Origin of the sequence: Desulforhopalus sp. IMCC35007, assembly GCF_005116575.1 — a bacterium.
Taxonomy (GTDB): Bacteria; Desulfobacterota; Desulfobulbia; order Desulfobulbales; family Desulfocapsaceae; genus Desulforhopalus_A.
Genome location: NZ_SWCN01000016.1, coordinates 16,518 through 39,625, shown reverse-complemented (window position 1 = coordinate 39,625; position 23,108 = coordinate 16,518). Strand labels below are relative to the sequence as shown.

Sequence of the window (23,108 nt, the reverse complement as noted above, 5' to 3'; positions counted from 1 at the left end):
TCATAATAAACTCCTCTAATAGACAGAAATATCTTAATATTTGATGTCATCTGTATCTAGCTTTCTAAAATCCATCACATGCCACACATAGGCAATATAGCCAACCACGACAGGGATCACCATGGCGACATAGGTCATCGCCGTCAAAGTATAGTGACTTGAAGAGGCGTTATAGATAGTCAGACTTGACTGCAGATCCACTTTTGATGGATAGAAAGCGGTGTTGTTAAAGCCGGCGGTAAACAAAATTGCAAGACCGACCAGAACAGTACCAGGACCACCAAACCAGATACCGGTGGTACCATTGCCAAGACCCGTTCTGGTAACACCCAGGATAACCAGGACCAGACCGACAAGCAGCAAGCCGAGAACAACAGGCATGGCAAGCAGGTTGCCGATGTATTTATTGGCAACCATAGAGACAACTCCATTGGCATCGGTGCCATAACCGTCAATAAAGATGAGGCTTACAACAATATACAACAGAAATGGCAGGGCACAGAGAAAGCTTGTTAAACAGGATTTTCTCAAACGAGCTTCCAGCTCAGGAACCCCATTAAAATTAATGTTGTTCACAAGATACATCGCTCCCAGCGCCCTCGCATTAAATACCAGAAAGAGCCCCATAGACAGATTGAACAGCGAAAATGCCGCCTCAACTCCCCGCAACGGATTGGTCCAGGTAACGTTGTTAAAATCGTTGAGGGTAAAATTGGAGCCGGTGAAAAAGGTTCCAATCGCTGCGCCAATAAGGAGAATACCGACAGAACCATTGATGAACAGGAACGATTCATAGGTTTTTGCACCGAGAAGATTATTTGGCTTCTTCCGGTACTCATAGCTGACCGCCTGGATGATAAAGGTAAAGAGGATCAGCATCCAGACCCAGTAAGCTCCACCAAAACTTGTAGCGTAGAATTTTGGAAAGGCGGCAAAAAGAGCCCCGCCAAAGAGTACCAGGGTGGTGAAAGTGAGCTCCCATTTCCGTCCAAGGGAGTTTATAACAAGTGATTTTTCTGTATCACTTTTAGCCACCTGCCACAGAAGGGTCTGTCCTCCCTGGACAAAGTTAAGAAAGAGAAAGAGGGATCCTACCACTGAGCAGAGGATCCACCAGATCTGCTGTAGTGTTGCTGTATCGAGATTTCCGATCATATCAGACGCCCTCCGGACCAATGTTTATTTGTTTGAGCATAATCTTTACCTCTGCAATCATCAGGACTGTGAAGAGTGCAAGGAAAATAAAAAAGGTTGCAGCTACGTTTCCTGAGGCAATATTAGTCGTTGCCATCTTCACCGGCAGCATATCCTGAATAGCCCAGGGCTGTCTCCCCACTTCAGCGACAACCCAACCAAACTCAGAGGACAGCAGCATCATAAAAAACGAAAAGACCCCGAAGACCTGCAGCCATTTCTGATCAACAAGGGTGTTTTTCAGGGTAGAACGAAGAAGAAGCAGCATCAGCAGGATAATTGCTGTTCCCGCATACACCATATAATGGAAAGAATAGTAGATGGAAGCGACAGGCGGAACAATCTCTTCGGGACTGTCCATATAGCCAAAGCCCATATATGGCTGATTGACAGTAAAACGCTCAAGGGCCTCAGCTTTTGCCGTTTCATCACCTGCTTTTCCCGCCGCTTTATAGGCAGCGAGATCAGCTATCGCCAGCTTGCCTTTTGCAATTTTTTCAGCAGCAGGCATTATCCCTTCTTCTTCATTGCCATAAACAAGATCTTCAATACCCGGAACAAAAGCGTTCAACTCACGTTTGGCAAGAAGAGACAGGCCTTTTGGCAAGGTTATTTCAAATGCAAAAGGCTCCTGCCCATCACCGACTTTCTTGCCACTAGTCAACACCCCCAGGGCAACGATATCAGCGCCTTTAGAACCCTTGTACAAACCCTCGTAGCCTGCCATTTTCATTGGCTGATAATGGCCATTGGCAAATGCGGATTCATCACCTGTGATGGCCGTTGCAATACCTGAAAGCAGACCGAATACCGAGGCGACCGCAATGGATTTTTTCGCCATATCTACATGGCGACCTTTTAAAAGATACCATGAGGAGACCGCAATAACAAAACAGGAACCAACAACAAAACTTGAAGTTGTCGTATGGGTGAATTTTGCAACCGCCACCGAGGAGAAAATAACCTCCCAGATGTTCTCCATCTCAAACCGTGCTGAGTCCGGATTAAATGCCATCCCAACAGGCAGTTGCATCCAGCCGTTGGCAATCAGGATCCAGAGGGCCGAGAGATTTGAACCTATGGCAACCATCCAGGTGGAAAACAGATGGAAACCTTTCGATGCACGTTCCCAGCCAAAAAACATCACCGCAAAAAATGTTGCTTCCAGGAAAAAAGCGACGATACCCTCGATAGCAAGAGGAGCACCAAAAATATCACCAACCATCCAGGAATAATTCGACCAGTTTGTACCGAACTCAAACTCCATGATTATCCCTGTCGCTACACCGATAGCAAAATTGATACCGAACAGGGTCATCCAGAACTTGGTCAGATTTTTCCATTCCTGTTTTCCTGTGCGCACATAAATCGTCTCAAAAAATGCACACAAAAAAGAGAGCCCGAGCGTTATCGGGACAAACAGCCAGTGATACATCGCGGTCAGAGTAAACTGCGCTCGTGCCCAGTTTACAGTGCCCAGATCTATTTCACCCATTACAACATCCTCCGTAGTTAATTATTTTTCACTGACCCGGTCAGCTGTTCGATGACATGGTCAGCCCTTTGTTGATCATTTGAAAAATTGGTTTTTAGATAATTGGGAAAAAAGAATAATTTTAATACGGCAAACATCACAAACAGTTTTATTAAAATAATTTTCCACAGCGTCCGGCCAACAGTCATACGCTTAAAACCGTCACGATAAAATCGATATATACGTAACGGTGAGTGCAGTGTCATGGCTACTGTCCTCATCGGTTAATTGTAAATTCAGAGCATTTGTACTCTTGTCATTATAGCTCTCAATACAGCAAAGTACAGACCTTGCTGTAAACTCTAGGAACAAGCCTGTAAAATACTTAAATTGCGCACAGTTTGTCAAGAATAATTATCATTAGCAGTGGGTCTATATAACTAAAAAAACCCTCTGTCACACATTGCGTGGAACAGAGGGTTTCTCTAAAGAGACACCACAAAATACTGAGGGTCTATCCTGTCGAGGCAGGGCGACAGGGCATTTTCATCACGACAGACAGGGGAGGCCTGTGCGAGATGAATGAGTGGGTACTACAAACAACACGCCTTAAATGGCATCTTTCCCTCTCTCTCCAGTTCGAACCCGCATCACGTCTTCAATAGGCAGAACAAAGATTTTACCATCACCAATTTTTTCGGTATTAGCTGCATTGCGAATCGTATCCACGACCTTATCAACCAGGTCTGCTGCTATTGCCAGTTCAATTTTAATTTTAGGGTTAAAATCCACATTATACTCAGCACCCCGGTACATTTCTTTATGTCCTTTCTGGCGCCCATATCCCTTGACTTCTGATACCGTCATTCCGGTAATACCAATTTCTGTTAAAGCCTCTTTCACAGCCTCAAGCTTAAAGGGCTTAATGATCGCTTCTATTTTCTTCACAAGTATTCTCCCTTATCAATCTTTTGTAAATTCTGGATATGCTGCAAGACCACATTCCGCGACATCAACACCTTCAAGTTCTTCTTCCGCACTCACTCGAATACCCATTACGGCCTTGATGATCAGCCACAATACAAAGCTTGTTGCAAAAACCCAACAAAAGATAACTCCGATCCCGGTCAACTGCGCAACCAGTGAGCCTTCAGGGTTGGTAAAAGCTACGGCAATCAACCCCCAGATACCACACACTCCATGTACAGATATTGCACCAACCGGATCATCAATTTTCAATTTATCAATAGTGATGATCGCAAAGACAACCAAGAGACCGGCAACCGCACCAACGAGTGTTGCAACAAGAGGGCTTGGGGTCAAAGGTTCGGCTGTGATTGCCACAAGACCGGCCAGGGCTCCGTTTAAGATCATGGTAAGGTCAGCCTTGCCAAACCAGATCTGCGACAGGAAAAGTGCTGCAACAAGACCACCTGCTGCTGCTGTATTTGTATTCACAAAAACCATTGATACTGCATTCGCTTCTTCGATATTGCTGATCTTCAGTTCCGATCCTCCGTTGAATCCGAACCAGCCGAGCCACAGGATAAAGGTACCAAGTGTTGCAAGTGGCAGATTAGAGCCTGGGATAGCTTTAATTACACCTTTTGAATATTTCCCGGTACGAGCACCAAGTAAGAGAACTCCCGCCAGAGCCGCCGAAGCACCACAGAGATGAACAACACCAGAACCAGCAAAGTCCAAAAAGCCAAGAGCATCGAGAAAACCTCCGCCCCACTTCCAATAGCCCTGCACAGGGTAGATAAAACCGGTCATCACGACAGCGAACAAAAGAAACGCCCATAGCTTCATACGCTCAGCTACAGCACCAGAGACAATTGACATTGCTGTTGCAACGAAAACAACCTGAAAGAAAAAATCTGACATGTTTGAGTAATATGTCTCTCCAGCACTTTTCAACACCTCGTCGACCGTATTGTCCCCTCCCAGTAAAAAACTGAGCCCAGGGATGAAGCTGTTTACCGCATCACCATACATAATATTGTAGCCGACAATCATATACATAACACAGGCAATCGCATAGAGTGCTATATTTTTCGTTAGAATTTCTACGGTATTCTTACTCCTGACCAAACCGGCCTCCAGCATTGCGAAACCCGCCGCCATCCACATGACCAGAGCGCCTGACATCAGAAAATAAAAAGTGTCAATGGAATAGGCTAACTGAATCACGGTATCACCAACACTCGCCTCTTCTGCCAGGGCAGGAACAGCAACAGCGGTAGCGCCAAGAAAAGCGGCCATCCCCCAATACTTTCGGTACTTCATTTTATCCTTCACTGTATTCCTCCGTTAAGGTTATTTCCACTCTGCAACGCAAAGTCTATTAAGTAGCAAACTGCTCACCTGACTCTTACATTACAAATCTGGTGCCACTTCAGAGAAATTAATATAAAGATATATATTATCGGGATGTTACATACGTAAAAGTTAATTTATTATCATAATTCAAGGTAGGTTTATTTCATTTTTGCATGTTTCAAGCCATAATTTTTTACATAAATGTAATTTTTATTGCAGGCTTGCGTTAACCTGATCCTCGTTTTTTCAGCTCTCCAGTTTGACGGAAACCGACTTTCTGCGCTATGATCCATCAATGGCTTCAAATATGACTCCAAAACCGGATAAAAGAGGAGGGAATGGACAATATAACCGGACAAAAAACGACCTCAGGACACCTTGAATATCTCAATAGATCGGGGAAAAGTCTCACCTGTAAGAAAATATATCACAAGTATACACAAGGTATAGGAACCTGTATTTCCCACGGATGTTATATTTCTTGCTTCGCACAGGAACAGGGCCGATAAGAAATGAAGGTGGCCTGCAATGCATTCATCTTACAATAAAGGAAAATTATGCTACGGGATTTAGCTCTCGCTGCAAAAGCATCATGTAGCCGTGAAGATCAGGAGTCACTCGTCGATCTGGTTCTCCAGCTGAAATATTTATCAGAACTGGTAACTAAACAGGGACTACTGGCCCTTGAAAACGAACTCTCCACCATCAGAGATCCCTTTTTAAATCTTGCTGTTCAACTCATCATTGACCGGGTAGAGCCGGCAAACATAAAAGACATTCTCGACTCAGACATTTATTATAACGAATCAAACGGCAGGGAATTACTTAAAAAAGTAATAATTAGAGAAGGATTGCTCCGTATTCAGGCTGGTGACACACCTCGAAATGTTCTCATTTGCACAAAGATATTTCTTGGAAAAGTCGATAACTCCATGTTTCGTAATTAAAATAGGTCCGGTTCTTTTCCTGAGGTGTTGGCGAGAGACAATGCGTCAAAGAGAAGGGCAGAACCGGTTATCTCAGTTTTGCGTGCAGATAGTGTGCTGCACAACTGGCACCATCAATGTTCACACCAACCTGCCTCACTTTGCTCACTGAAAGATTCTGCAGCAGAATTGCTTTAAGCGACTCGACCCCGACCTCAGTTTCCGGCACACTTGTCAGGAGTCCAACCAGCTTGGCCTCAAGATGCTCGACGTGGATCTGTTGTTCCTTGTCCTGCATTTCACGCAGGAGAACCAGAGTCGGAATACCAGCAAAGAGAATATCCACAAGACTATTATAACCACCATAGATAACCGCACTCCTGGCGTTCATCAACGCGTCTCCATATCTGTTACCAGGAGTTTCAAGCTGGCAATGTTCAAGCTCAAAAAAAAGTTCTTCTACTGCGGTTTTCATCTCCCCCACATCTGGATCAATAAAAAGACACCAGCTCCCATAAGCACCGGGAATTTCAGCTAGAGCCGCGGCCAGACATCTCAAAAAAGACAGGCTCTCTTGTCCGTGCCATGGCACTGAAACAACCCCGGCCCATTTGTGCTTTGCGCTTTTTCCACCATTCCACTCCCTGTATTCCTTAAGCCTTGAGACATAGCCACATTCGTAAGGTTCAAGACAATACTGCCGGGCCAACAGCTGACAATGTTCGTCTCCCAGGACTGCCCTGTCCCCATACCAGAGCAGATCACTATAATATTTCTTGAAAATACCCTGGGTTACCTCTATTGCCGCCTGCTTCACAGTCCCCACAACTCCCCGGACCCCCAACACCCATTGACAGTCATCACCTGCTGTTTCAAGAGCCTGTAACAACTCCCTGTGTTTGCCCTGGGGGGTATGATCCACAAGCACCAGCCTCGGCCGGTAAAGCCCAACGAAATGAGCAAGATCCTGGCGGCGCATCTCCCCTAATTCCTGATCCTGAAGCATTGAGTTTCCTGAAATCCCGCGAGAAATTCCATTGACCACCTCTGTCTTATAAGAAGGCAACTTCACCCAGTCCAAAGGAGCTCTACCAAGCAATTCTAAGGTGAAGGTGCTGCCGGAGATAAACAAAACTTTGAGCTCAGGATATAGTCTCCGAAGTGCCATGCCGATACCAAGACTACGGCTTACATGGCCAAGCCCCCTTCCATCGTGGGCATATATCAGGATATCCAATCGCACGACGTCTTCTCCTCTCCAAGTAATTTTCTGTCTGTGTACAAGGTCATTGGCTCCCTAAAAATGAGGAAAAACTCTAAACCAGAGAAAACCGGTGCAAAAGACAAAAATATTTGTTTTTCTGTGCCTCTACAATCAGTTTCACCTGCAATCGGAACAATCTTTAGTGAAACATAAGCCAACCGACACTTCCATGAAAATTGCCTATTATATGCCTTTTAAAACCATGGGACACCCCAATCCATCCGGAGATCTGATTATCGGAAGTGAACTATACGAACACCTCAACAAAAACAATAGCGTCGAGCTTGTAAGCCCTCTCCGGGCAAGGTGGATCTACTTCAATCCCCTGCGCCTCCTGCAGCTGTTTTTTGAACGGCAAAGGATCATCAATCGCCTGAAAAACAGTCCTCCGGACCTCTGGTTCAGCTATCATTCCTACTACAAGGCTCCGGACTTACTCGGTCCCTACTGCAGTAACAAACTCAAGAGACCTTATGTGATCTTCCAGGCAATCTATTCGACCAAAAGACGAAAAAATTTATGGACCCTGCCAGGATTTCTTCTCAACAAGGCAACCCTTGAGCACGCCACCCATATCTTTACCAATAAACGGGTCGACCACAAAAATCTCCTGCGGCTTATCCCGGAAGAAAAACTCACCTACATAGCACCGGGAATTCGTCCTGGTGATTTTGAATTTTCAGCTGAGAAAAGAAAGGAATTACGACCGCAATGGGCCGCAAAAGATGAAGTCCTGATTATAACGGCTGCAATGATGCGCCCCGGGGTAAAAACTGATGGAATCTCAAAGGTAATCGAGGCCTGCTCCAGCCTGCAAAAAAAAGGGCACCAGCTCAAACTCCTCATCATAGGTGACGGGGAAAGCAGAGCAGGACTAACAAGACAGGCAAAACAACTGCTCCCCGGCAGGGTACATTTTTTAGGCAAAATACCAAGAAAAGAGTTGTATCAATATTTTAGCTGCGCTGATATTTTTGCCTTCCCAGGAATCCAGGAATCCCTGGGGATGGTCTACCTCGAGGCCCAATCCTGCAGGTTACCGGCGGTAGCGTTTGAAGACTGGGGTGGCAAGGAAGCGATAGTGCACAACCAGACAGGACTTCTTTCCCCCGCCGGAGAACCAGAGCGTTTCAGAGATAACATTGAACGACTCATCGTTGACTCGAAATTACGTCACACCCTTGCAGGCAAAGCTGAACAACATATCAGGGCCAACCATAACCTTAAATATAATTACAACACCCTCGACAAGAAACTTCAGGAGCTGTGCGATGCAGCGAAAAATTAATATGAGTTCCCACTGTTACAGGGTAAACATTACAGGCCGTCTTTTTGTGACCTCAACGGATTAAAGGGGAGATGAAAATCTTTTCCCATGCTTTTTCCCGTTCCCACCCAAAAAATTAACGCGCCGGAACAAACAAAACGAAACTATATTCCATCGGTTATAACAAGGATCTCCACACGTCGATTTTTCGCCCGCCCTTCTCTGGTATTGTTGGAGGCAATAGGCTCTCGGTTACCCATCGCCTCAATTTCCACCTGCTCCGGATCAATGCCGTCGGCAAGAAGCATCTTATAGATACTGAGTGCTCTCTCTTCTGACAGCTTGATATTTTCAGCTGAATTTGTTTTTGCAGAGACAAAGCCTTTGACAAGAATCGTTGCCTTTGGATAAATCTTTAACTTTTTCACAAAACTGTTCAATGCGGTTTTACCCGCTTTAGTCAGCTCGAGAGAATTCGGCTGTAATGGCAGGATAACCTTTCTCGGTTCAAGGGGAGGCAACTGAACCGCCGGTTGGACGTCCACCGTCGGGCTCTCCACTTCAGGTTCCACGAGCACAACATCTGGTTCCGAAGAGTTCAGACTACCTGCCTGCTGCGTTTCCTGTGCAACAGCCGCCTGCCCTTCTGCGCTTGGAATGATTGTATTTTCTTGCTGGTTTTCAGAAACGACAGCAACGGCCTCACTTGTCAATACAGGTTCTGGTGTGGCCTCCTCGGTCCTGGTCACACTCTGAGCATCAGCCCTGACCTCTGCCACAGCTTCAGATGCAAGCTGGCCTTCCCCTGCAGCTGCAGTCTCCGTAACCGCCTCTTGCGGCTGCACCGGATGATCTTCATTGTAGGCTTTTTCAAGTATTGCAGATTTCAGTTCATCAACCTTGACCTTATTGATTTCCTCAGAATTTTTTTCCAGCATCGTAACAGCAGGGGATGTTGAAACGGAAGACAATTTCCGAGCAGGTGCCACCTGCTCCACAACAGGGGGAGGTGTTTCTCTAGTAGCTTCCTGGGTAAAATTGGATTTGAAAAAATAGCCTCCCACAAGCACTAGAGCAAGAGCGGCAAAACCAATTTTCAACCACCCGCTTTTTCGTTCCGCGTCAAGATTAAATCCGGTAATTTGAGAATCCGGACCATCGCCAAGCTTAAACTGAGCGAATTGTTTTAATGGGGGGATTTCCTCAGCATGCACTTCAGTTTGCACCTCGGTTTCGGCAGAGGCGGTCGCCATATCGACCTTGTTGAGACAACGTTCAATGATTGCTGGAGAAATAGTGGGTTCCTCTTCGCTTGCCCCCAATTTTAAGGCAGCATCACATATTTTGTTGATCTGTAATGGTACACCAGCTGCATAGAGATGCACTTTCTGGCAGGCCTTGGAGGTAAATATCTTCTCCTCTGCACCGGCAACGCTTAATCTGTGACGGATATAATCCTCTGTTTCATTGGCAGTCAGAGGTTTCATATCAGCGGCCAGTGAAAGACGCTGACGAACCGCCCTGTTTTTAGGCAAGCTCAACAGCTCATTGAAACTGCTCTCACCCACAAAGAAAATGTTTATCAGCTTCGTGTCCGCTTTTTCAATGTTGGAGAGCAGGCGCAGCTCTTCAAGCATCTCCTGACTGAGAAGATGGCACTCATCGACGAGCAGGAGAACTTTTTTATTCTCATCATCTGCCTTGTGTAGAAAATGGCTGAACTGAATGAGAAACTGGACCTTTGAGGTAAACTTCTTGTCTATCCTGAAATTTCTGGCAATGTCGTTATAAAAATCGATGCGCTCAAGGCTAGGATCGTCAATTACCGCCCAGAGAACCTCTGGGCCAAAGCCTTTGGTCAAAGTTTTGATCAACGAGGTCTTTCCAACCCCGGATTCGCCGGTCAGAAGTAAAAAGCCTTTATTGTCAAGAATACCGTATCGAAGAAGTGAAAGAACTTCTTTTTGATTGTCTCCAACCCAGTAAAACGACGGGTCTGGTATAATTTCAAACGGTTTTCTGTTCAGATTATAAAATGTTTTATACATACAAACCTTCAAATGAGAGCGGGAAAATCAGCCAAAGAATGCTTCTTTGACAATCAAAAGTGTACGACCACTTTTTCCTAACACTAACTAACCAATATTGCAATTATTTTGCGTAACCATTATGATGGTTGCAATTTTTTGACAAATCCGACAAGGTTTGTCGAGGCTAGAGTATACTACAATATCATTTTCAGTAAAAACAATGACCCAAATATTGGGTAAATATTTCCAAGACCCCACCAGGGTATTCTTTTCTCTTGAAACCCAATGGATATTTGTCTTTTGAGATATCAACATACACCTACTAAAAAACTGTGATAGCTATGACCAGACACTTCATTATTGCAAACATCCTGATTTCATTTCTATCTTCTACAGTGGTAATGGCGGACGACACCGCTTCGTCCTTTAAAAACTATCTCGAACAGGCAAATGACTATATTAAATCATACCGACACTATGAAGCCAGTGATGCCTTAAAAGAAGCCACAAAACTTGGCGGCGCAGAACACCCTTCACTGCATATGAGGCTTGGAATTCTCTACTACGGACTTGGTTTAATCCCTGAAGCTATTGAACAGGGAGAAAGAGCAGTTCATCTGGCTCCCGCTTCCAAATGGTACAAATTCGACCTTGCCAAATTTTATTTTGTCGACAAGCAGTTTGATAAGGCAGAGCAGCAGTTCACAACCCTGTTAAGAATTGACCCCGGCTTTACCTTCGCCTATTATTATCTGGCTGAACTCTACTTTAAAAATCAGAAATATGACATGGCATGGCTCAGCATGCAAAGGGCCTATCAACTTGGTTACAAAGGCAGGCATCTCGAAGATAAGATTGCACCGCTATCCTCTCAGCCGAAAGAAAACCTTGATCCACCGGCAGAAAGCCCAAAGCTGTTTCGCTTTATTAAACTGGCCAGCGCAGAACAGGCTCAAAAAATCAATGATGAGATCTGGAACGGAAAACTTTTTGAAAATGTCGAACTCGAACTCAAAAAAGAACAATCCCCTTCTGCTGAATTCGGCATCTTAACCCTTGATGAATTAAGAGCCAGTGTTGCTGACTCGCTCCGCGATAAAAAACCGTACTCCCGGCCTCTGATCATCCAAACCGGTCCGGACTATCGAATCCTCCAGCGAATCCTGCCATTTGACCCAAAAACCTGGCAGGAGACTCTTATGGAAGCGCCTCCAGTTCAACGCACAAATGCAACTACCAGCAAAACGGAACAACCAGACCCGCGTCAACAAAACGTGACCGCAACAGCGAAACAGCCAAATGCCGATATTCAGATCTCCAACAAACTGGCAGCATTTTACGCCCTTGAAGCCTGGAAAGACGCCTGGGAGACCCAGGATGCCAATTCCTACCTTGGTGCGTACAGCAAAAATTTCACCCCGGAAGATGGACTCTCCCTCAGTGTCTGGAAGGACAAACGGACCAGAAGCATTTACAGGCCCAGTTCCATAAAAATCGATATCGAAAACCCTGTGGTTGAAACATTGGAAGAGAACCAACTGCTCATCACCTTCAAACAGAGCTATACTTCCAATAGCTATCATGACATCGTCATGAAAGCTCTGACCATGGAAAAAGAAGAAAACGGCTGGAAGATAATCAGAGAAAGGGAGATAAAAAAGTTTACCGATTGAAACGGGTTAAACTTCACTGCATAAAAGCCCAAACATCTAAACATCACTCGCGAAATCGGCGTGATTTATCTCAGAGTTTAACGTGCCAGGGTTCGTAGCGAACCCCAAGCATATTATCACGCTGATAGCGGTATTCCACATATCCCTGTGCTGCGAGCTTTTGAAATACCGGGGTGCCTATAAATTTTTCCGAAAAATTATTATTGCCAAAACCGGCCTGACCAATATCAAAATCTCCTGTTGCATGATAGGAATATCCCGGTGGAGCGAGAGACCTCGAGGCCAGAGAAAGGTTGCCATCATGACGTGCAACTTTATTGAGGTAGAGATAGAACTGTTTCACCAGCCCCCGAATCCCTGAGGTAAGCAGCACCTCTTCGCCAAGGTCTTTCTTTATCTCCTCATATTTAGCAAAAGAAGACCCTTTAAAGAGATAGTTGCCGCTGTACGGAACTTTGTAGATATCCTTTTTATTGATATGCTGGGTAAGTTTCACCACCCGCTTCTCGCCATAAAAGCCATAATCCCGAGCATTTCGGTAGTATATCATCTCAAGGAATTCAAGTTCTGCAGGTGTGAATTCCCCCACAATCGGGTAGTCCCTGGCGATTTTCAGGGCATTGTCAAAACTAACCACCCCAAAATTTCCATACCCTATGTTTTTATAGAGGCGCTGAAACCGGGCAACAATTGTAACCAGCAGCTGATTGTCTTTTTCGGCAAGAATAATATCGGTAGGATGCAAAATATCCGGATGACGGATTTTGCTCAGGTAGTCTTTGATTTTGTCATCAGTTATCTTTTGGGCAGGTACCGGAAGACCTGAAAGATGAACATCCTGTGTTGGCAGAACGGGATTTTTTTCCTGATCTGTTGCAAGCAAATGCAGAGCAGCAGAAACATCCATGGGATAAACACACGCTGTCAACGCTGCCAGTTTACAAAAATTTCTTCGGTTCAAAACAATCTTCCTCTGCCACCCGTTTTTAAAAAACGAATTTTTTCCGCCCTCACCTGTCCTTTTCTGCACCATCAGTCTGCCAAAGTACCGAAGCCTCATGTTGTTGTCAATCTTCAAGTGGTTGGCTATCTGTTCGCCACTTTGAGGGATCACGATTTGGCCAAAAAGTTGCCGTTAATTGTTCAGGAAAATCGGTTTAAACGAGGAAAAACCAAAATAACTTGAGTTTTTTTAATGTTGCTGGTAGATGTATGAGGTTGTTTTCTGATAAAAACAGACCATTTCCACGGAAAAAAGGCTAACCCTCCGCCTGATATGTTCGTATATGACTGATGACCTGACCATTATTGTGCCAGTTTTCAATGAAGAAGAGAGCCTTTTATCCTTCTTTACGGAAATGGACAAATTTCTCAAGATAACTCCACTTGCCACAAAAGTGCTTTTCGTCAATGATGGCTCATCAGATGGCAGTCTGGATATTATACGTAAGAAATGTTCGATTTCAAGCGACTATCAGGTTATCAGTCTCGACAGGAATTATGGTTTGAGTAGTGCTGTAAAAGCGGGCATCGACCACTGTACGACCTCGCTTGTTGGTTATATCGATGCTGATCTACAGACAGATCCTGCCGATTTCATGAGCTACTTCCCTTATTTTCCTGAATTTGACATGGTGAACGGTATTCGGGCAAAACGGCAGGACAGTCTTGTGAAAAGAATTTCTTCGAAACTTGGCAATGGTTACAGACGGCTCATGATAGACGATGGCATCAAAGACACCTGCTGCCCGCTGAAAATCATGAAAACAGAATTTGCGCTCAGGATTCCGTTCTTTCACGGTATGCACCGTTTTATTCCCGCGCTCATTCAACTGGAGGGAGGTAAGGTTAAACAACTGCCAATCTCTCACTATCCCCGCCGGGCAGGAACCAGTAAATACCATCTCTGGAACCGTCTTGTCGGCCCTTTTTTTGACACACTTGCCTTCCGCTGGATGCGCAATCGCTATATCCGTTATAGCGTTATCGACTCGATTTCATGAACCAAAACGTCATATTTGCCATTGGATTTTTAGCACAAATCCTCTTCTCGGCACGCCAGCTTACCCAGTGGATATCTTCGGAAAAAGCAGGAAAGATTCTCTCCCCTCTGCTTTTCTGGCAACTCAGTATCTTTGCCTCATTCCTGCTCATCGTCTATGGCATCTTACGTAATGATCTTGCCATCATTATGGGCCAGGTGATTACCTATGGTGTTTATATCCGCAACCTCTACTATTTTGGCTTCTGGAATAAAATTCCCCGGTTGGTGCGAATTCTGGCCTACACTTTTCCTGTACTTGCGGCAACCATTCTGCTTATGGGACAAACCCATAATTTTCAAACGGTTTTAACCAACAGCGACATCTCCAGGACACTCATGGTCTGGGGGGTTATCGGCCAGGTTGTCTTTACCTTTCGTTTTGTCTATCAGTGGTATTACAGTGAAAAACGGAAACAGTCTATCCTGCCCATGGGATTTTGGCTCATCAGTCTGACCGGATCTCTTATGGTCCTTAGCTATGCCATCGTCAGACGGGATCCGGTGCTCTTTACAGGCCAGGTCTTTGGCCTTGTTGTCTACAGCAGGAATATCATCATCGGCCTCAGACAGAAAAATTCTATTCAGGATGAGGACCATGCAAGCAAACAACACAGATAATGGTATTCAAGGTCTAAAGTTTCTTCTGATTCTTGCCTGCTACTTCGGTCTGCACATACTCCTTCGGGTCACAATCTCCGACTCTCTCGATTATGACGAAGCGGAGCAGGCCTTGCTTGGCCAGTGGCTCCTTGCGGGTTACACAGAACAACCACCGCTCTACACCTGGGTACAGCACTATCTTTTCCAGGTCTTCGGCGAAAATGTTTTTTCTGTCAGCCTGATGAAGAATCTCCTCCTCTATCTGACCTATGTTTTTGTCTTTCTCAGCAGTCGAATTATTCTCAAAAACACCCGGGCCGCTATTCTCGCCACCTGTTCTCTGCTCCTGATTCCCCAGATCGCCTGGGAGTCCCAGCGGGACATGACCCATACTACCCTTGTGGTATTGGCGGCTGCGGCAAGCCTGTATCAGGCCGTTCGGCTGATGAACAGGCAGTCCTGCCTCAATTACTTATTCTGGGGCCTCTGTATTGGTGTTGGTTTTATGGCAAAAGCTAATTTCAGCCTGTTCCTTCTCGTCCTGCTGCTTACCCTTGCAAGCCTGCCGGAGGGGAGGAAAATTATCTTCAACTGGAAGTTAATTTTCTCTGTAATTGTCATTTTCGCCCTCGCTGGTAACTATTTCTACTGGATGCTCAACAACCAGGATATTGTCTTTTCGGCCACCAATAAATTTAAAAGAGCCATAGATAACTACTACGTGGCTGGAAGCCTGAGCATGCTCAGAGCTATCTTTCTTTTTCTCACGCCTCTCTGGTTCTTTTACCTGATCCTCTTCCCCTCAGGATATGATGCAAAATGGTGGGAAGAACGGACATTACAGCAGAAATTCATTGGCCGATATATAGCTTTATTTTGCATCGTCCTTCTTATATTCGTACTCCTGTTTAAAGTCACTTACGTGAAAGACAGATGGCTGCAACCCCTGCTTTTTGCCGTACCGATCTTCTTTTTTTCACGGGTTCCCGTTGAAAAAATAACACGAGGACGCGCAAAAGCTTTTCTGTCAGTAACTGTCATTGCTGCAATGGCTGTCTATATCGCCTTTACGCTTCGCGTTACTGCGGCAAGCTATATCAACGAGTTCTGCCGGATGAACTATCCTTTCTCAGCAATGGCTGAAGATATCCGTCAAAACGGCTTTGACTCAGGCCTCATCATCTCTGACAACCGGTTTCTTGCAGGTAACATGCATTTCCAATTTCCACAAAGCCCCGCCCTGATACCTGAATATCGGTTTGAAAATCTGCCGGCGACTCAGGGTTATGACAATGGTATTGTTATCTGGATGGCCGACAAATCTCCTGCCATCCCGGAAAATCTTTCACTTTTCCTCAGCGAAAAATATGCGGTCAATGTAAAAGAGCATGATATTAAATACTTCGAACACAGATATAAATTCGGCAGAACCGAAACAGTCAAACTGGCCGTAATGCCAATCCCTCTCTCTCAGCCTTAACCGTACCCCTGTGACAATTGATTTACTCTCAACCTAGAATGAATATAATGTGCTCGTTGTACACACAACTATTACATGAGCGCTGCAGAACTGCTATACTGATCAGATGATACCTGCATCCAAAATTATTTTTTAAGACCACAGTGATAACTTGAAGTACACCACCATTGAGAGCACCGATGCAAGACCTTCCCACACCAAAAAGAAACCGTAATCTTCTCATCCGTCTGCGTCCAGTTTTGCGCTGGGTGATACGTTTACGCAGCTCTCCACGGGCCATTGCTGGGGGACTTGCCATCGGGACTTTTATTGCCTTCACACCCACGGTTGGTGTCCAGCTGATCCTTGCATTGTTTGCAGCCACGCTGTTTAATATGAACCGCCCCGCATCAATGATCCCGGTCTGGATCACCAACCCACTCACTGTTGCTCCGATTTATACTTTTAATTACTGGATCGGTTTGAAAATGTGGAGTGGACCTCCACTGCATGAAGTCTCCGGAATGTTCATTGACATCGGTAAAACAATGGCCAAACTGGAATTCTGGAATATAAAAGATCAATTCATGGCAATCCTGCACATGGGCTGGGAGATCCTCATTCCCCTCATCCTTGGCAGTATTGCAGTGGGTGTGGTCAGCGGAATACTTGTCTTTATCTTCACCCGTAAACTCCTCTCCATTTTTCTGACCAGACGTGCAGAAAAACATCTGTTGAACCCAAGAAAAACGAAAGCAAAAGCAAGCCCTAAAAAGTCAGATAAGTAGTTCAACGATTACGCTGTCGACCCACCTTACGGCTTTCAGCCAGCAGTTACGTTTGATAGTATTTGCGGCTTTAAAAATCCACATGCGGATAGTGGTGTCTTGCATGAAGACTAACATCTTTCCTCAAGGAAATATTAAAGAAAATCTGGACTTAGCTTGGAAATAAGTAAGGTCGGCAAAGAGTTGCGTTATGAAACAATTCATCGACGATCGTCAGTTACTATCTTGAAGAGTGCCCGACAATTTTGAGCCATTATTCTTTCAGTGCGTAGATAAAAATATCCGAGGTGATTGATCCATCCTGCTCTAAATAATCTTCCTTGCTTATCATCTTTGGAATCAAATCATTTTCCTTCAATAGTCCCAATACATAATCAAGCTGATAGTAATTGAAGTAAATCTCCTCTGTTGAAAAAGATGTTGTTTCAAAACCGGATACTGTGCCTTCCATGAAACTTAAATAAAGAGAGCCACCTTGCACAAGACTTTCGGATATGAATTTCAGAACATTTACAGTTTCTTCATTGTCCAAATGAACGATACAAAAGGATGCAATAACCGCTTCGTACAGTTCAAGGCCCTTCGCACTTAGATCACAAATATTCTGATTAATGAACTCACATGAAGGGTGAATCTTCTTTGCAATGGCTAGAAGACCCTCAGAAAGATCTATACCAGTAAATTGGCATGAATCATCGAGGGATTTGATGGTTGTAATGTTGTTTCCAGGACCACATCCCAAATCTAATATCCTTGCACCTTTTGGTATGAATTGATCTTGGAACTCTATGATTTTTTTCTTGTATGGTGAAAAATCATTGAATTTTTCTTTATATTTTGTGGCATTTTTATTGTATGCCTGAATTGTCTTCTCTGTTTTCAAAATTGTCATTGAAAGCCTAAATATTGGAAAATTGTGTATCTGATAAAGTCAGACTGCGGTTAAGGTAACGCTACAACCAGCCCGCAGGGAAGGAAAAAATAATCCTGGATGAATCAGGTTGTGTAGTCTTGGTTCATTTTAAAAATGAAAATATAAACGAAATGTTGCTTCATTCAAAATACTACCGGTGCAGGATAGTACTTTCCATTCCAGGGTATCAGCTGCACAAAATAGTTAAACTCTATTATCTACAGACAACAGGTAAGGCACATAGTTACACAAATACACGTCTTTTCCAGATGCCACTAAACATTTGACTTTTACCTCTAAGTGGGTAAAAAGTGAGTGATATCGGTTCTATTACTTTCCTGCAACGACGGACTAACCCCCATAAATCAGCAGGCAATTCCAGGGATACCTCAATGCTTACTTACATTGCACCGTTTGCCCTCTACCTCATTTTCAGCCAGCTCCTTCTCCAGGTACCGCAATACTATTCAGTGCTATACCCGGCCGCTGTTGCGATAACGGCAATAGCCACATTTATCTTACTGCGAAATAAAAATATCATCCGCATCCACCTCAATGTTGGACCAGGCCTTATTGCAGGTGTGGTGGGCATTGCATTATGGATTGGGGTTTCCGCACTGCAACTTGAGCAAGTGCTGGCAGGTTTTCTGCCCGAATGGCTCCAGCCGGAATCCCGCGCAGCATTCAATCCCTTTACCGCCATTGACGGTCGATCAGCTCAGTGGACTTTTATCACCATGCGAATGCTTGGTCTTGCCGTACTTGTTCCTGTAATCGAGGAGGTTTTCTGGCGTGGCTTTCTTATGCGATGGATTATCAATCCTGACTGGGAAAAACAGCCCATCGGTCAATTTACACCCGCATCTTTTCTCTGGATCACCCTGCTGTTTACCCTGGCCCATCCGGAATGGTTTGCTGCGGCAATCTATTGCATGCTCATAAATCTCCTGCTGTACTGGAAAAAAGATTTATGGAACTGTGTTGTGGCCCATGCAACAAGCAATCTACTTTTAGGAATCTATGTCCTCTACTTTGAAACATGGGAGCTCTGGTAAATAATGAGTTCGCTGTTTTAACAACCTCGGATCTGCAAAAGAAAAGACCACATTAAAACAGCCTGACGCCCCCAAGCCAAAGGGCTATGATCACTGCAAGACAGCTTGATTCCCTGAAAAACAAGAAACCAGGCTGTAACGTATTAATCCGCTTCCCTTTTCTGCCACGAATGCATTATAGTGGGTTTTCATTGTCATAATTTTCTCTGATGGAGCCCCAAGGTATGCCAATCCTCAAGTTATGTTGTGCAGACTGCGACGTAGTTTTTGACAAAATCCTCGTCTCTTCAGATATATCAGGGGTGTATTGCATCAAATGCAACTCCACTGCCATCAAAAGAGTAGTACCCGACCAAAAAGATAACTTTCAAACCGTATCCTCAAGCATTCCTTCAGGAGCGCTTTCTGGTGGTTCCTGTTCCTCAGGCTTTTCGTGACGCTGACAGACATCCTCAGGGCTTGAGGAATTACATTCAGGGTTTTTTCAGCCGAAGCTGCATTTCACATTTTTTACAGTCAAAATCCAGGGCATACTCTCCGGTATTATCCGCCAGGAGAAGAGGTCTGTCCATGTCTCTGAGGCTTCCTTTTATTTTCGGACATCTCCCGAGCTGGGCCTTGATACAGTACTTTGTCGTCATGAGTGTTGCATCCTTTAACTCTGCTGCTGCAACCAACGCAGAGGAAGTCTCTGTCACTCCATGTTTTTGGTAAAACTCCAGGGCTTTTGTATTCCGAATATTGTCGAGATAATCAACATGATCTACCGGCCAGATTCCCGTATCTTTTCGTGGTGGAGCAGGCTTGCTTCTAAAATGGGCGATGCGCAGTTGCTGATGGTTGTCAAAGGCCTTCCTGCGGAGGTCGTTGAAGACAGCACTTGCAAAAAACAGCTCAGAAGGCAAATTGACCTCAACATTATTTACCGTAAAGACAGTGCCTCCAGACTTTTTCAGCTGTTTCTCGGCAACCTGCCCGATGGTTCCGGGATTTTTTGCCCGCTGTCCAGCAACTTCCAACCGCGTTTCAGATCTTACACCATCGCTATCCCAGGCGGTCAACAACAGCCCCCCATCAATATCAGAGACGATGACATCAAGAGAAATTGTTCTGCACTGCTCACTGCGATTCAACTGTTTATTAAAGGCACTGTCTGAGTTTCTATACAGCTCCATCCCGACCCTGAGGCCAAGACGGGCCACCTCATCCTTGGGATAGAGAGTGTTGCCGTCAGCTCTATTTACCCGTATACCCACAAGGTCGTTTTTTCCGCCATAAAAACAGAGACCGTCACCATTTGCGATATTGTGCACGGTATCAACGGTAAAGGAGCTTTTATCCACCCGCAAGACACGTCCGAGATATTGGCCTTTAGATTTTGGACTTCTCGGATCTCCGACTACATTTCTTTGGTCCTGGATAAAATAATCCGTCTGCCCCCGGTTAAAAGATTTCAAGGGATCAGGGACAAAATCAAAGTTGCATCTGCCCGATGCGGCAGCGACAAGATCAGACCGCTTGCCGAGAATTAGATCGAGAGTTCTCCGATAATGGGCGGTTACATTTTTTACATAATTTTCATCTTTTAGGCGACCTTCAATCTTCAGGGAACCTATCCCCGCATCGATGAGTGCCTCCAGATGAGAAGAGAGATCAAGATCTTTCAGGCTCAGGAGATAACTGTCTTTTGCGAGGATGTTCCCGGTATGGTCTTTCAGATCAAATTTATGCCGACAGAACTGAGCACATTCACCTCTATTGGCACTGCGCCCAGCCATCACTTCACTGATATAGCACTGGCCACTGTAAGAAACACAGAGCGCCCCATGGACAAAAAACTCAAGTATCACAGAACTTTTTTCCCGAATCTTGCGTATCTGCTCAAGACTCAGCTCCCGGGCGAGCACCACCTGTTCAAATCCCACATCTTCCCAGAATCGCACCCTCTCCGGAGTCCGGTTATTCATCTGGGTGGAGGAATGCAGCGGGATAGGTGTCAGGTCCGACTGAAGAAGACCGGTGTCCTGAATAATCAGGGCATCGACACCCGCGTTGTATAAGCTGTGACAGAGCGTCACCGCACTAGCCAGTTCAGAGTCAGTAAAAATTGTGTTGAGCGCCACATACACCTTGGCCCCGAAAAGATGAGCATGGCGCACAAGTTGGGCGATATCTTCGATGCTGTTTGCTGCAGCGGCCCTGGCACTAAAGCCCGGACCGCCGATGTAGACCGCATCCGCGCCGTGATTGATCGCCGCGATACCGCAGGAGAGGTTCTTTGCAGGGGCAAGAAGCTCTATTTTCCGAACTGCACTCTTCATCTACAAACCAAGCTCTTCGTCAATCAAGATGACTGTAATACGATTTTTAGGAAAGGATTTTTCGGTGATTGCCCAGGAATTACAGATTCTGCCGGGGCTCTTACAGTCAGCACACTCCGAGGTTTTTGCGCAAGGGGTCTTACAGTCAAGACGCATAGCGTTGGTGGGTGCGGCATAATCCTTGATGCGGTACATGGCCGACTCCAGGTCTGGAACAATCTTGTTGCGGCCGATAAGGACTACCACTTTTTTGGGCCCAAAGGTGAGCGCTGCCACCCGGTTACCGATCATGTCCAGATTAACCAGATGGCCGTCTTCTGTAAGGGCATTGGTTCCAGTCAGGTAAAAATCCACGAGTAATCCCTGCCGTCTTCTCTCGAGTTTCTCCTCCATGGAAAGCTTTGGATCATCAGGAATAATCATTTCAACGCCATCAACTGCTGCAATGGCTTCTAAGACTCCTGTTGCTTTCAGCGTCATGGAGCCGCCGTAGGAAACACTCTTGGCTTTACAGGCCGGAAAAATCTCATGTATGATGAGCTGTGCCGCTTCTGCTTTATCTTTGACGACAAACGCTTCAAAATTATTTGAATTCAACTGCGCCTTCATCTGTTCAAGACGCAGCTTCCAGAAATTTTCACTTGGGTTGTCCACTCACTCTACCTCTTTAAATATTTTTTTTATAAACTAAAAGCCCGGCAAACGTTAATTGAGCCAGGACAGGCACATACAGATTCATTGCTTGTTTTCCAGGCAATGAATCTGTGGGGAATTAAAATGAAATTATCTCATAACCATCGGCTACAAACTGATCGATAGAGGGATGGCCCTGCATATCACCAACGATAGTCAGGCCCTGTCTTTCAGCCTCATCAAAGGTACCCATTTTCTGGGAGCAGGCCTTACAGATACAGGTCAGTAGCCCCTTTTCTTTAACCAGCTTATAAATATTGGCAAAAGGCGCATCCGGTTTTGCCAACTCGGTGATGAGTTTTGTGGCCGAACCTTCAATTACAACCTTGACCTCATAACCTTTTTTATCAAAATCGAGTGCATAGAGCAGCACATGGGCAAAACACATCAGCTCTCCATTATAGGCAAGCATTGCGACTTTTTTCATTGTCTTCTCCTTCGGTAATTTTTTATTGTCACTCAACGTTCAATCCCATTTAGTGAATTTGGTGTGCGTCTTCTGCACTCAAACGTATTTCAAAAGATCTCGGATCATGAAAATCGGCGGCCTCACCAGGGTGGGATAAAGCCCAGTAGCCCAGTTTTCCTTCCAAGCTTTCCACAACACAGCTCACTCCAGCGTCAATGGCGGCGGCTTCAGAAATAAGACCCGCTGTCTCAATTTCTGCTTTCAGAGAAAAGATTTTCCCCGTTTTTACAACTGTTATCTCAGGGGCACGGACAAGTTCTGCCGGTTCCATCTCTTTTCTGTAGGAAGAAAACCTGTATACATTCCAAGTCCCTGCAGGGGAAAAATTACATTCAAGATAACTTGAGCTATGGTCACCGAGCTCTTTTAAAAATATTTCAAAACAGGTATGGAGCCATAATTCGTTACATCTCTTGTCTTCACGTGCAGTGGTAGCCGGTATAGCAAGATATTCGAGTGCGCCATAGAGGTCATACTCAACGGAAATACAGCCATCTTTTCGTCGCACTTCATACTCAATACCTTCAACAGCATCAACCTCATTGCCTTTATGTGGCCGTAACGTCCTTTTCATCGGTAACTTCTCCTGATATCCCTCATGTATCCTTCATACCTC

Annotated in this window: 21 protein-coding genes; 8 read left to right on the top strand and 13 right to left on the bottom strand. The window is 45.1% G+C overall.

The genetic code is table 11. The features are described from left to right. Nucleotides 1–33: 33 nt before the first annotated feature. From cydB to FCL48_RS16300, 5 genes are all read right to left on the bottom strand, one after another. A complete protein-coding gene (cydB, locus tag FCL48_RS16320; protein ID WP_136873556.1) occupies nucleotides 34–1,155 on the bottom strand; it encodes a cytochrome d ubiquinol oxidase subunit II in 1,122 nt (373 codons plus the stop codon). Nucleotide 1,156: 1 nt separating this feature from the next. Next, nucleotides 1,157–2,689, bottom strand: coding sequence for a cytochrome ubiquinol oxidase subunit I (locus FCL48_RS16315; RefSeq protein WP_136873554.1), 1,533 nt, complete (start codon nucleotides 2,687–2,689; stop codon nucleotides 1,157–1,159). Nucleotides 2,690–2,706: 17 nt separating this feature from the next. Beyond that, nucleotides 2,707–2,934, bottom strand: coding sequence for a DUF4492 domain-containing protein (locus FCL48_RS16310; protein ID WP_136873552.1), 228 nt, complete (start codon nucleotides 2,932–2,934; stop codon nucleotides 2,707–2,709). Nucleotides 2,935–3,277: 343 nt separating this feature from the next. Then, nucleotides 3,278–3,616, bottom strand: coding sequence for a P-II family nitrogen regulator (locus FCL48_RS16305; protein WP_136873550.1), 339 nt, complete (start codon nucleotides 3,614–3,616; stop codon nucleotides 3,278–3,280). Between the two features lie 15 nt (nucleotides 3,617–3,631). Continuing rightward, nucleotides 3,632–4,933, bottom strand: a complete 1,302-nt coding sequence (locus tag FCL48_RS16300) for an ammonium transporter (protein WP_136873738.1) — start codon at nucleotides 4,931–4,933, stop codon at nucleotides 3,632–3,634. Nucleotides 4,934–5,547: 614 nt separating this feature from the next. On the opposite strand from FCL48_RS16300, the gene FCL48_RS16295 reads away from it, so the two are divergent. After that, complete coding sequence (locus FCL48_RS16295) at nucleotides 5,548–5,937, top strand: hypothetical protein (RefSeq protein WP_136873548.1); 390 nt, start codon at nucleotides 5,548–5,550, stop codon at nucleotides 5,935–5,937. A gap of 67 nt (nucleotides 5,938–6,004) precedes the next feature. On the opposite strand, the gene FCL48_RS16290 is transcribed toward FCL48_RS16295, so the two are convergent. Next, entirely contained in the window at nucleotides 6,005–7,159 is a 1,155-nt protein-coding gene (locus tag FCL48_RS16290; RefSeq protein ID WP_136873546.1) for a hypothetical protein, read from the bottom strand. Between the two features lie 163 nt (nucleotides 7,160–7,322). Between FCL48_RS16290 and FCL48_RS16285 the strand changes: the two genes are divergently transcribed. Further along, nucleotides 7,323–8,468: a glycosyltransferase family 4 protein gene (locus tag FCL48_RS16285; protein WP_136873544.1), complete on the top strand. Its 1,146-nt coding sequence runs from the start codon at nucleotides 7,323–7,325 to the stop codon at nucleotides 8,466–8,468. Between the two features lie 143 nt (nucleotides 8,469–8,611). Here the strand turns inward: FCL48_RS16285 and FCL48_RS16280 are convergent, their stop codons facing one another. Then, a complete protein-coding gene (locus tag FCL48_RS16280) occupies nucleotides 8,612–10,495 on the bottom strand; it encodes an AAA family ATPase (RefSeq protein ID WP_136873542.1) in 1,884 nt (627 codons plus the stop codon). A gap of 323 nt (nucleotides 10,496–10,818) precedes the next feature. Here FCL48_RS16280 and FCL48_RS16275 point away from each other — a divergent pair, with 323 nt between their 5' ends. After that, nucleotides 10,819–12,150, top strand: a complete 1,332-nt coding sequence (locus tag FCL48_RS16275; protein ID WP_136873540.1) for a lipopolysaccharide assembly protein LapB — start codon at nucleotides 10,819–10,821, stop codon at nucleotides 12,148–12,150. Nucleotides 12,151–12,220: 70 nt separating this feature from the next. On the opposite strand, the gene FCL48_RS16270 is transcribed toward FCL48_RS16275, so the two are convergent. Beyond that, nucleotides 12,221–13,111, bottom strand: a complete 891-nt coding sequence (locus FCL48_RS16270) for a M15 family metallopeptidase (RefSeq protein WP_169309252.1) — start codon at nucleotides 13,109–13,111, stop codon at nucleotides 12,221–12,223. A gap of 325 nt (nucleotides 13,112–13,436) precedes the next feature. Here FCL48_RS16270 and FCL48_RS16265 point away from each other — a divergent pair, with 325 nt between their 5' ends. From FCL48_RS16265 to FCL48_RS16250, 4 genes are all read left to right on the top strand, one after another. Then, complete coding sequence (locus tag FCL48_RS16265) at nucleotides 13,437–14,153, top strand: glycosyltransferase family 2 protein (protein ID WP_136873536.1); 717 nt, start codon at nucleotides 13,437–13,439, stop codon at nucleotides 14,151–14,153. Beyond that, nucleotides 14,150–14,812 carry a lipid-A-disaccharide synthase N-terminal domain-containing protein gene (locus FCL48_RS16260; RefSeq protein ID WP_136873534.1) on the top strand — a complete coding sequence of 221 codons (663 nt, stop codon included), beginning with the start codon at nucleotides 14,150–14,152 and terminating at the stop codon, nucleotides 14,810–14,812. The genes FCL48_RS16265 and FCL48_RS16260 overlap by 4 nt, the downstream gene beginning before the upstream one ends. Then, a complete protein-coding gene (locus tag FCL48_RS16255) occupies nucleotides 14,790–16,274 on the top strand; it encodes a glycosyltransferase family 39 protein (RefSeq protein ID WP_169309251.1) in 1,485 nt (494 codons plus the stop codon). Before FCL48_RS16260 ends, FCL48_RS16255 begins: the two co-directional genes overlap by 23 nt. Before the next feature lie 179 nt (nucleotides 16,275–16,453). Then, nucleotides 16,454–17,041 (top strand): DUF2062 domain-containing protein, encoded by a 588-nt coding sequence (locus FCL48_RS16250; RefSeq protein ID WP_136873530.1) that lies wholly within the window; start codon nucleotides 16,454–16,456, stop codon nucleotides 17,039–17,041. A 253-nt stretch (nucleotides 17,042–17,294) separates the two neighbouring features. Here the strand turns inward: FCL48_RS16250 and FCL48_RS16245 are convergent, their stop codons facing one another. Beyond that, nucleotides 17,295–17,933, bottom strand: a complete 639-nt coding sequence (locus FCL48_RS16245; protein ID WP_136873528.1) for a bifunctional 2-polyprenyl-6-hydroxyphenol methylase/3-demethylubiquinol 3-O-methyltransferase UbiG — start codon at nucleotides 17,931–17,933, stop codon at nucleotides 17,295–17,297. Nucleotides 17,934–18,346: 413 nt separating this feature from the next. Between FCL48_RS16245 and FCL48_RS16240 the strand changes: the two genes are divergently transcribed. Beyond that, complete coding sequence (locus tag FCL48_RS16240) at nucleotides 18,347–19,009, top strand: CAAX prenyl protease-related protein (protein WP_136873526.1); 663 nt, start codon at nucleotides 18,347–18,349, stop codon at nucleotides 19,007–19,009. A gap of 473 nt (nucleotides 19,010–19,482) precedes the next feature. On the opposite strand, the gene FCL48_RS16235 is transcribed toward FCL48_RS16240, so the two are convergent. The 4 genes from FCL48_RS16235 to FCL48_RS16220 all read right to left on the bottom strand — a co-directional run bounded on the left by FCL48_RS16235 (nucleotide 19,483) and on the right by FCL48_RS16220 (nucleotide 23,066). After that, nucleotides 19,483–21,330 carry a U32 family peptidase gene (locus FCL48_RS16235; RefSeq protein ID WP_136873524.1) on the bottom strand — a complete coding sequence of 616 codons (1,848 nt, stop codon included), beginning with the start codon at nucleotides 21,328–21,330 and terminating at the stop codon, nucleotides 19,483–19,485. Continuing rightward, the gene (locus FCL48_RS16230) at nucleotides 21,331–21,984 is read right to left on the bottom strand and encodes a lactate utilization protein (protein ID WP_136873522.1); all 654 of its coding nucleotides are present in this window, start codon (nucleotides 21,982–21,984) and stop codon (nucleotides 21,331–21,333) included. A 118-nt stretch (nucleotides 21,985–22,102) separates the two neighbouring features. Next, on the bottom strand, nucleotides 22,103–22,450 hold the full coding sequence (locus tag FCL48_RS16225) for a DsrE family protein (protein ID WP_136873520.1): 348 nt from the start codon (nucleotides 22,448–22,450) through the stop codon (nucleotides 22,103–22,105). 49 nt (nucleotides 22,451–22,499) lie between these two features. Beyond that, entirely contained in the window at nucleotides 22,500–23,066 is a 567-nt protein-coding gene (locus FCL48_RS16220) for a DOMON-like domain-containing protein (protein WP_136873518.1), read from the bottom strand. Nucleotides 23,067–23,108 lie beyond the last annotated feature (42 nt).

Excerpts from the sequence above, each read along its gene's own strand:
- cydB (WP_136873556.1), bottom strand. The coding sequence starts at position 1,155 with ATGATCGGAAATCTCGATACAGCAACACTACAGCAGATCTGGTGGATC.
- FCL48_RS16315 (WP_136873554.1), bottom strand. The coding sequence starts at position 2,689 with ATGGGTGAAATAGATCTGGGCACTGTAAACTGGGCACGAGCGCAGTTT.
- FCL48_RS16310 (WP_136873552.1), bottom strand. The coding sequence starts at position 2,934 with ATGACACTGCACTCACCGTTACGTATATATCGATTTTATCGTGACGGT.
- FCL48_RS16300 (WP_136873738.1), bottom strand. The coding sequence starts at position 4,933 with ATGGCCGCTTTTCTTGGCGCTACCGCTGTTGCTGTTCCTGCCCTGGCA.
- FCL48_RS16295 (WP_136873548.1), top strand. The coding sequence starts at position 5,548 with ATGCTACGGGATTTAGCTCTCGCTGCAAAAGCATCATGTAGCCGTGAA.
- FCL48_RS16280 (WP_136873542.1), bottom strand. The coding sequence starts at position 10,495 with ATGTATAAAACATTTTATAATCTGAACAGAAAACCGTTTGAAATTATA.
- FCL48_RS16275 (WP_136873540.1), top strand. The coding sequence starts at position 10,819 with ATGACCAGACACTTCATTATTGCAAACATCCTGATTTCATTTCTATCT.
- FCL48_RS16265 (WP_136873536.1), top strand. The coding sequence starts at position 13,437 with ATGACTGATGACCTGACCATTATTGTGCCAGTTTTCAATGAAGAAGAG.
- FCL48_RS16260 (WP_136873534.1), top strand. The coding sequence starts at position 14,150 with ATGAACCAAAACGTCATATTTGCCATTGGATTTTTAGCACAAATCCTC.
- FCL48_RS16255 (WP_169309251.1), top strand. The coding sequence starts at position 14,790 with ATGCAAGCAAACAACACAGATAATGGTATTCAAGGTCTAAAGTTTCTT.
- FCL48_RS16250 (WP_136873530.1), top strand. The coding sequence starts at position 16,454 with ATGCAAGACCTTCCCACACCAAAAAGAAACCGTAATCTTCTCATCCGT.
- FCL48_RS16245 (WP_136873528.1), bottom strand. The coding sequence starts at position 17,933 with ATGACAATTTTGAAAACAGAGAAGACAATTCAGGCATACAATAAAAAT.
- FCL48_RS16240 (WP_136873526.1), top strand. The coding sequence starts at position 18,347 with ATGCTTACTTACATTGCACCGTTTGCCCTCTACCTCATTTTCAGCCAG.
- FCL48_RS16235 (WP_136873524.1), bottom strand. The coding sequence starts at position 21,330 with ATGAAGAGTGCAGTTCGGAAAATAGAGCTTCTTGCCCCTGCAAAGAAC.
- FCL48_RS16225 (WP_136873520.1), bottom strand. The coding sequence starts at position 22,450 with ATGAAAAAAGTCGCAATGCTTGCCTATAATGGAGAGCTGATGTGTTTT.
- FCL48_RS16220 (WP_136873518.1), bottom strand. The coding sequence starts at position 23,066 with ATGAAAAGGACGTTACGGCCACATAAAGGCAATGAGGTTGATGCTGTT.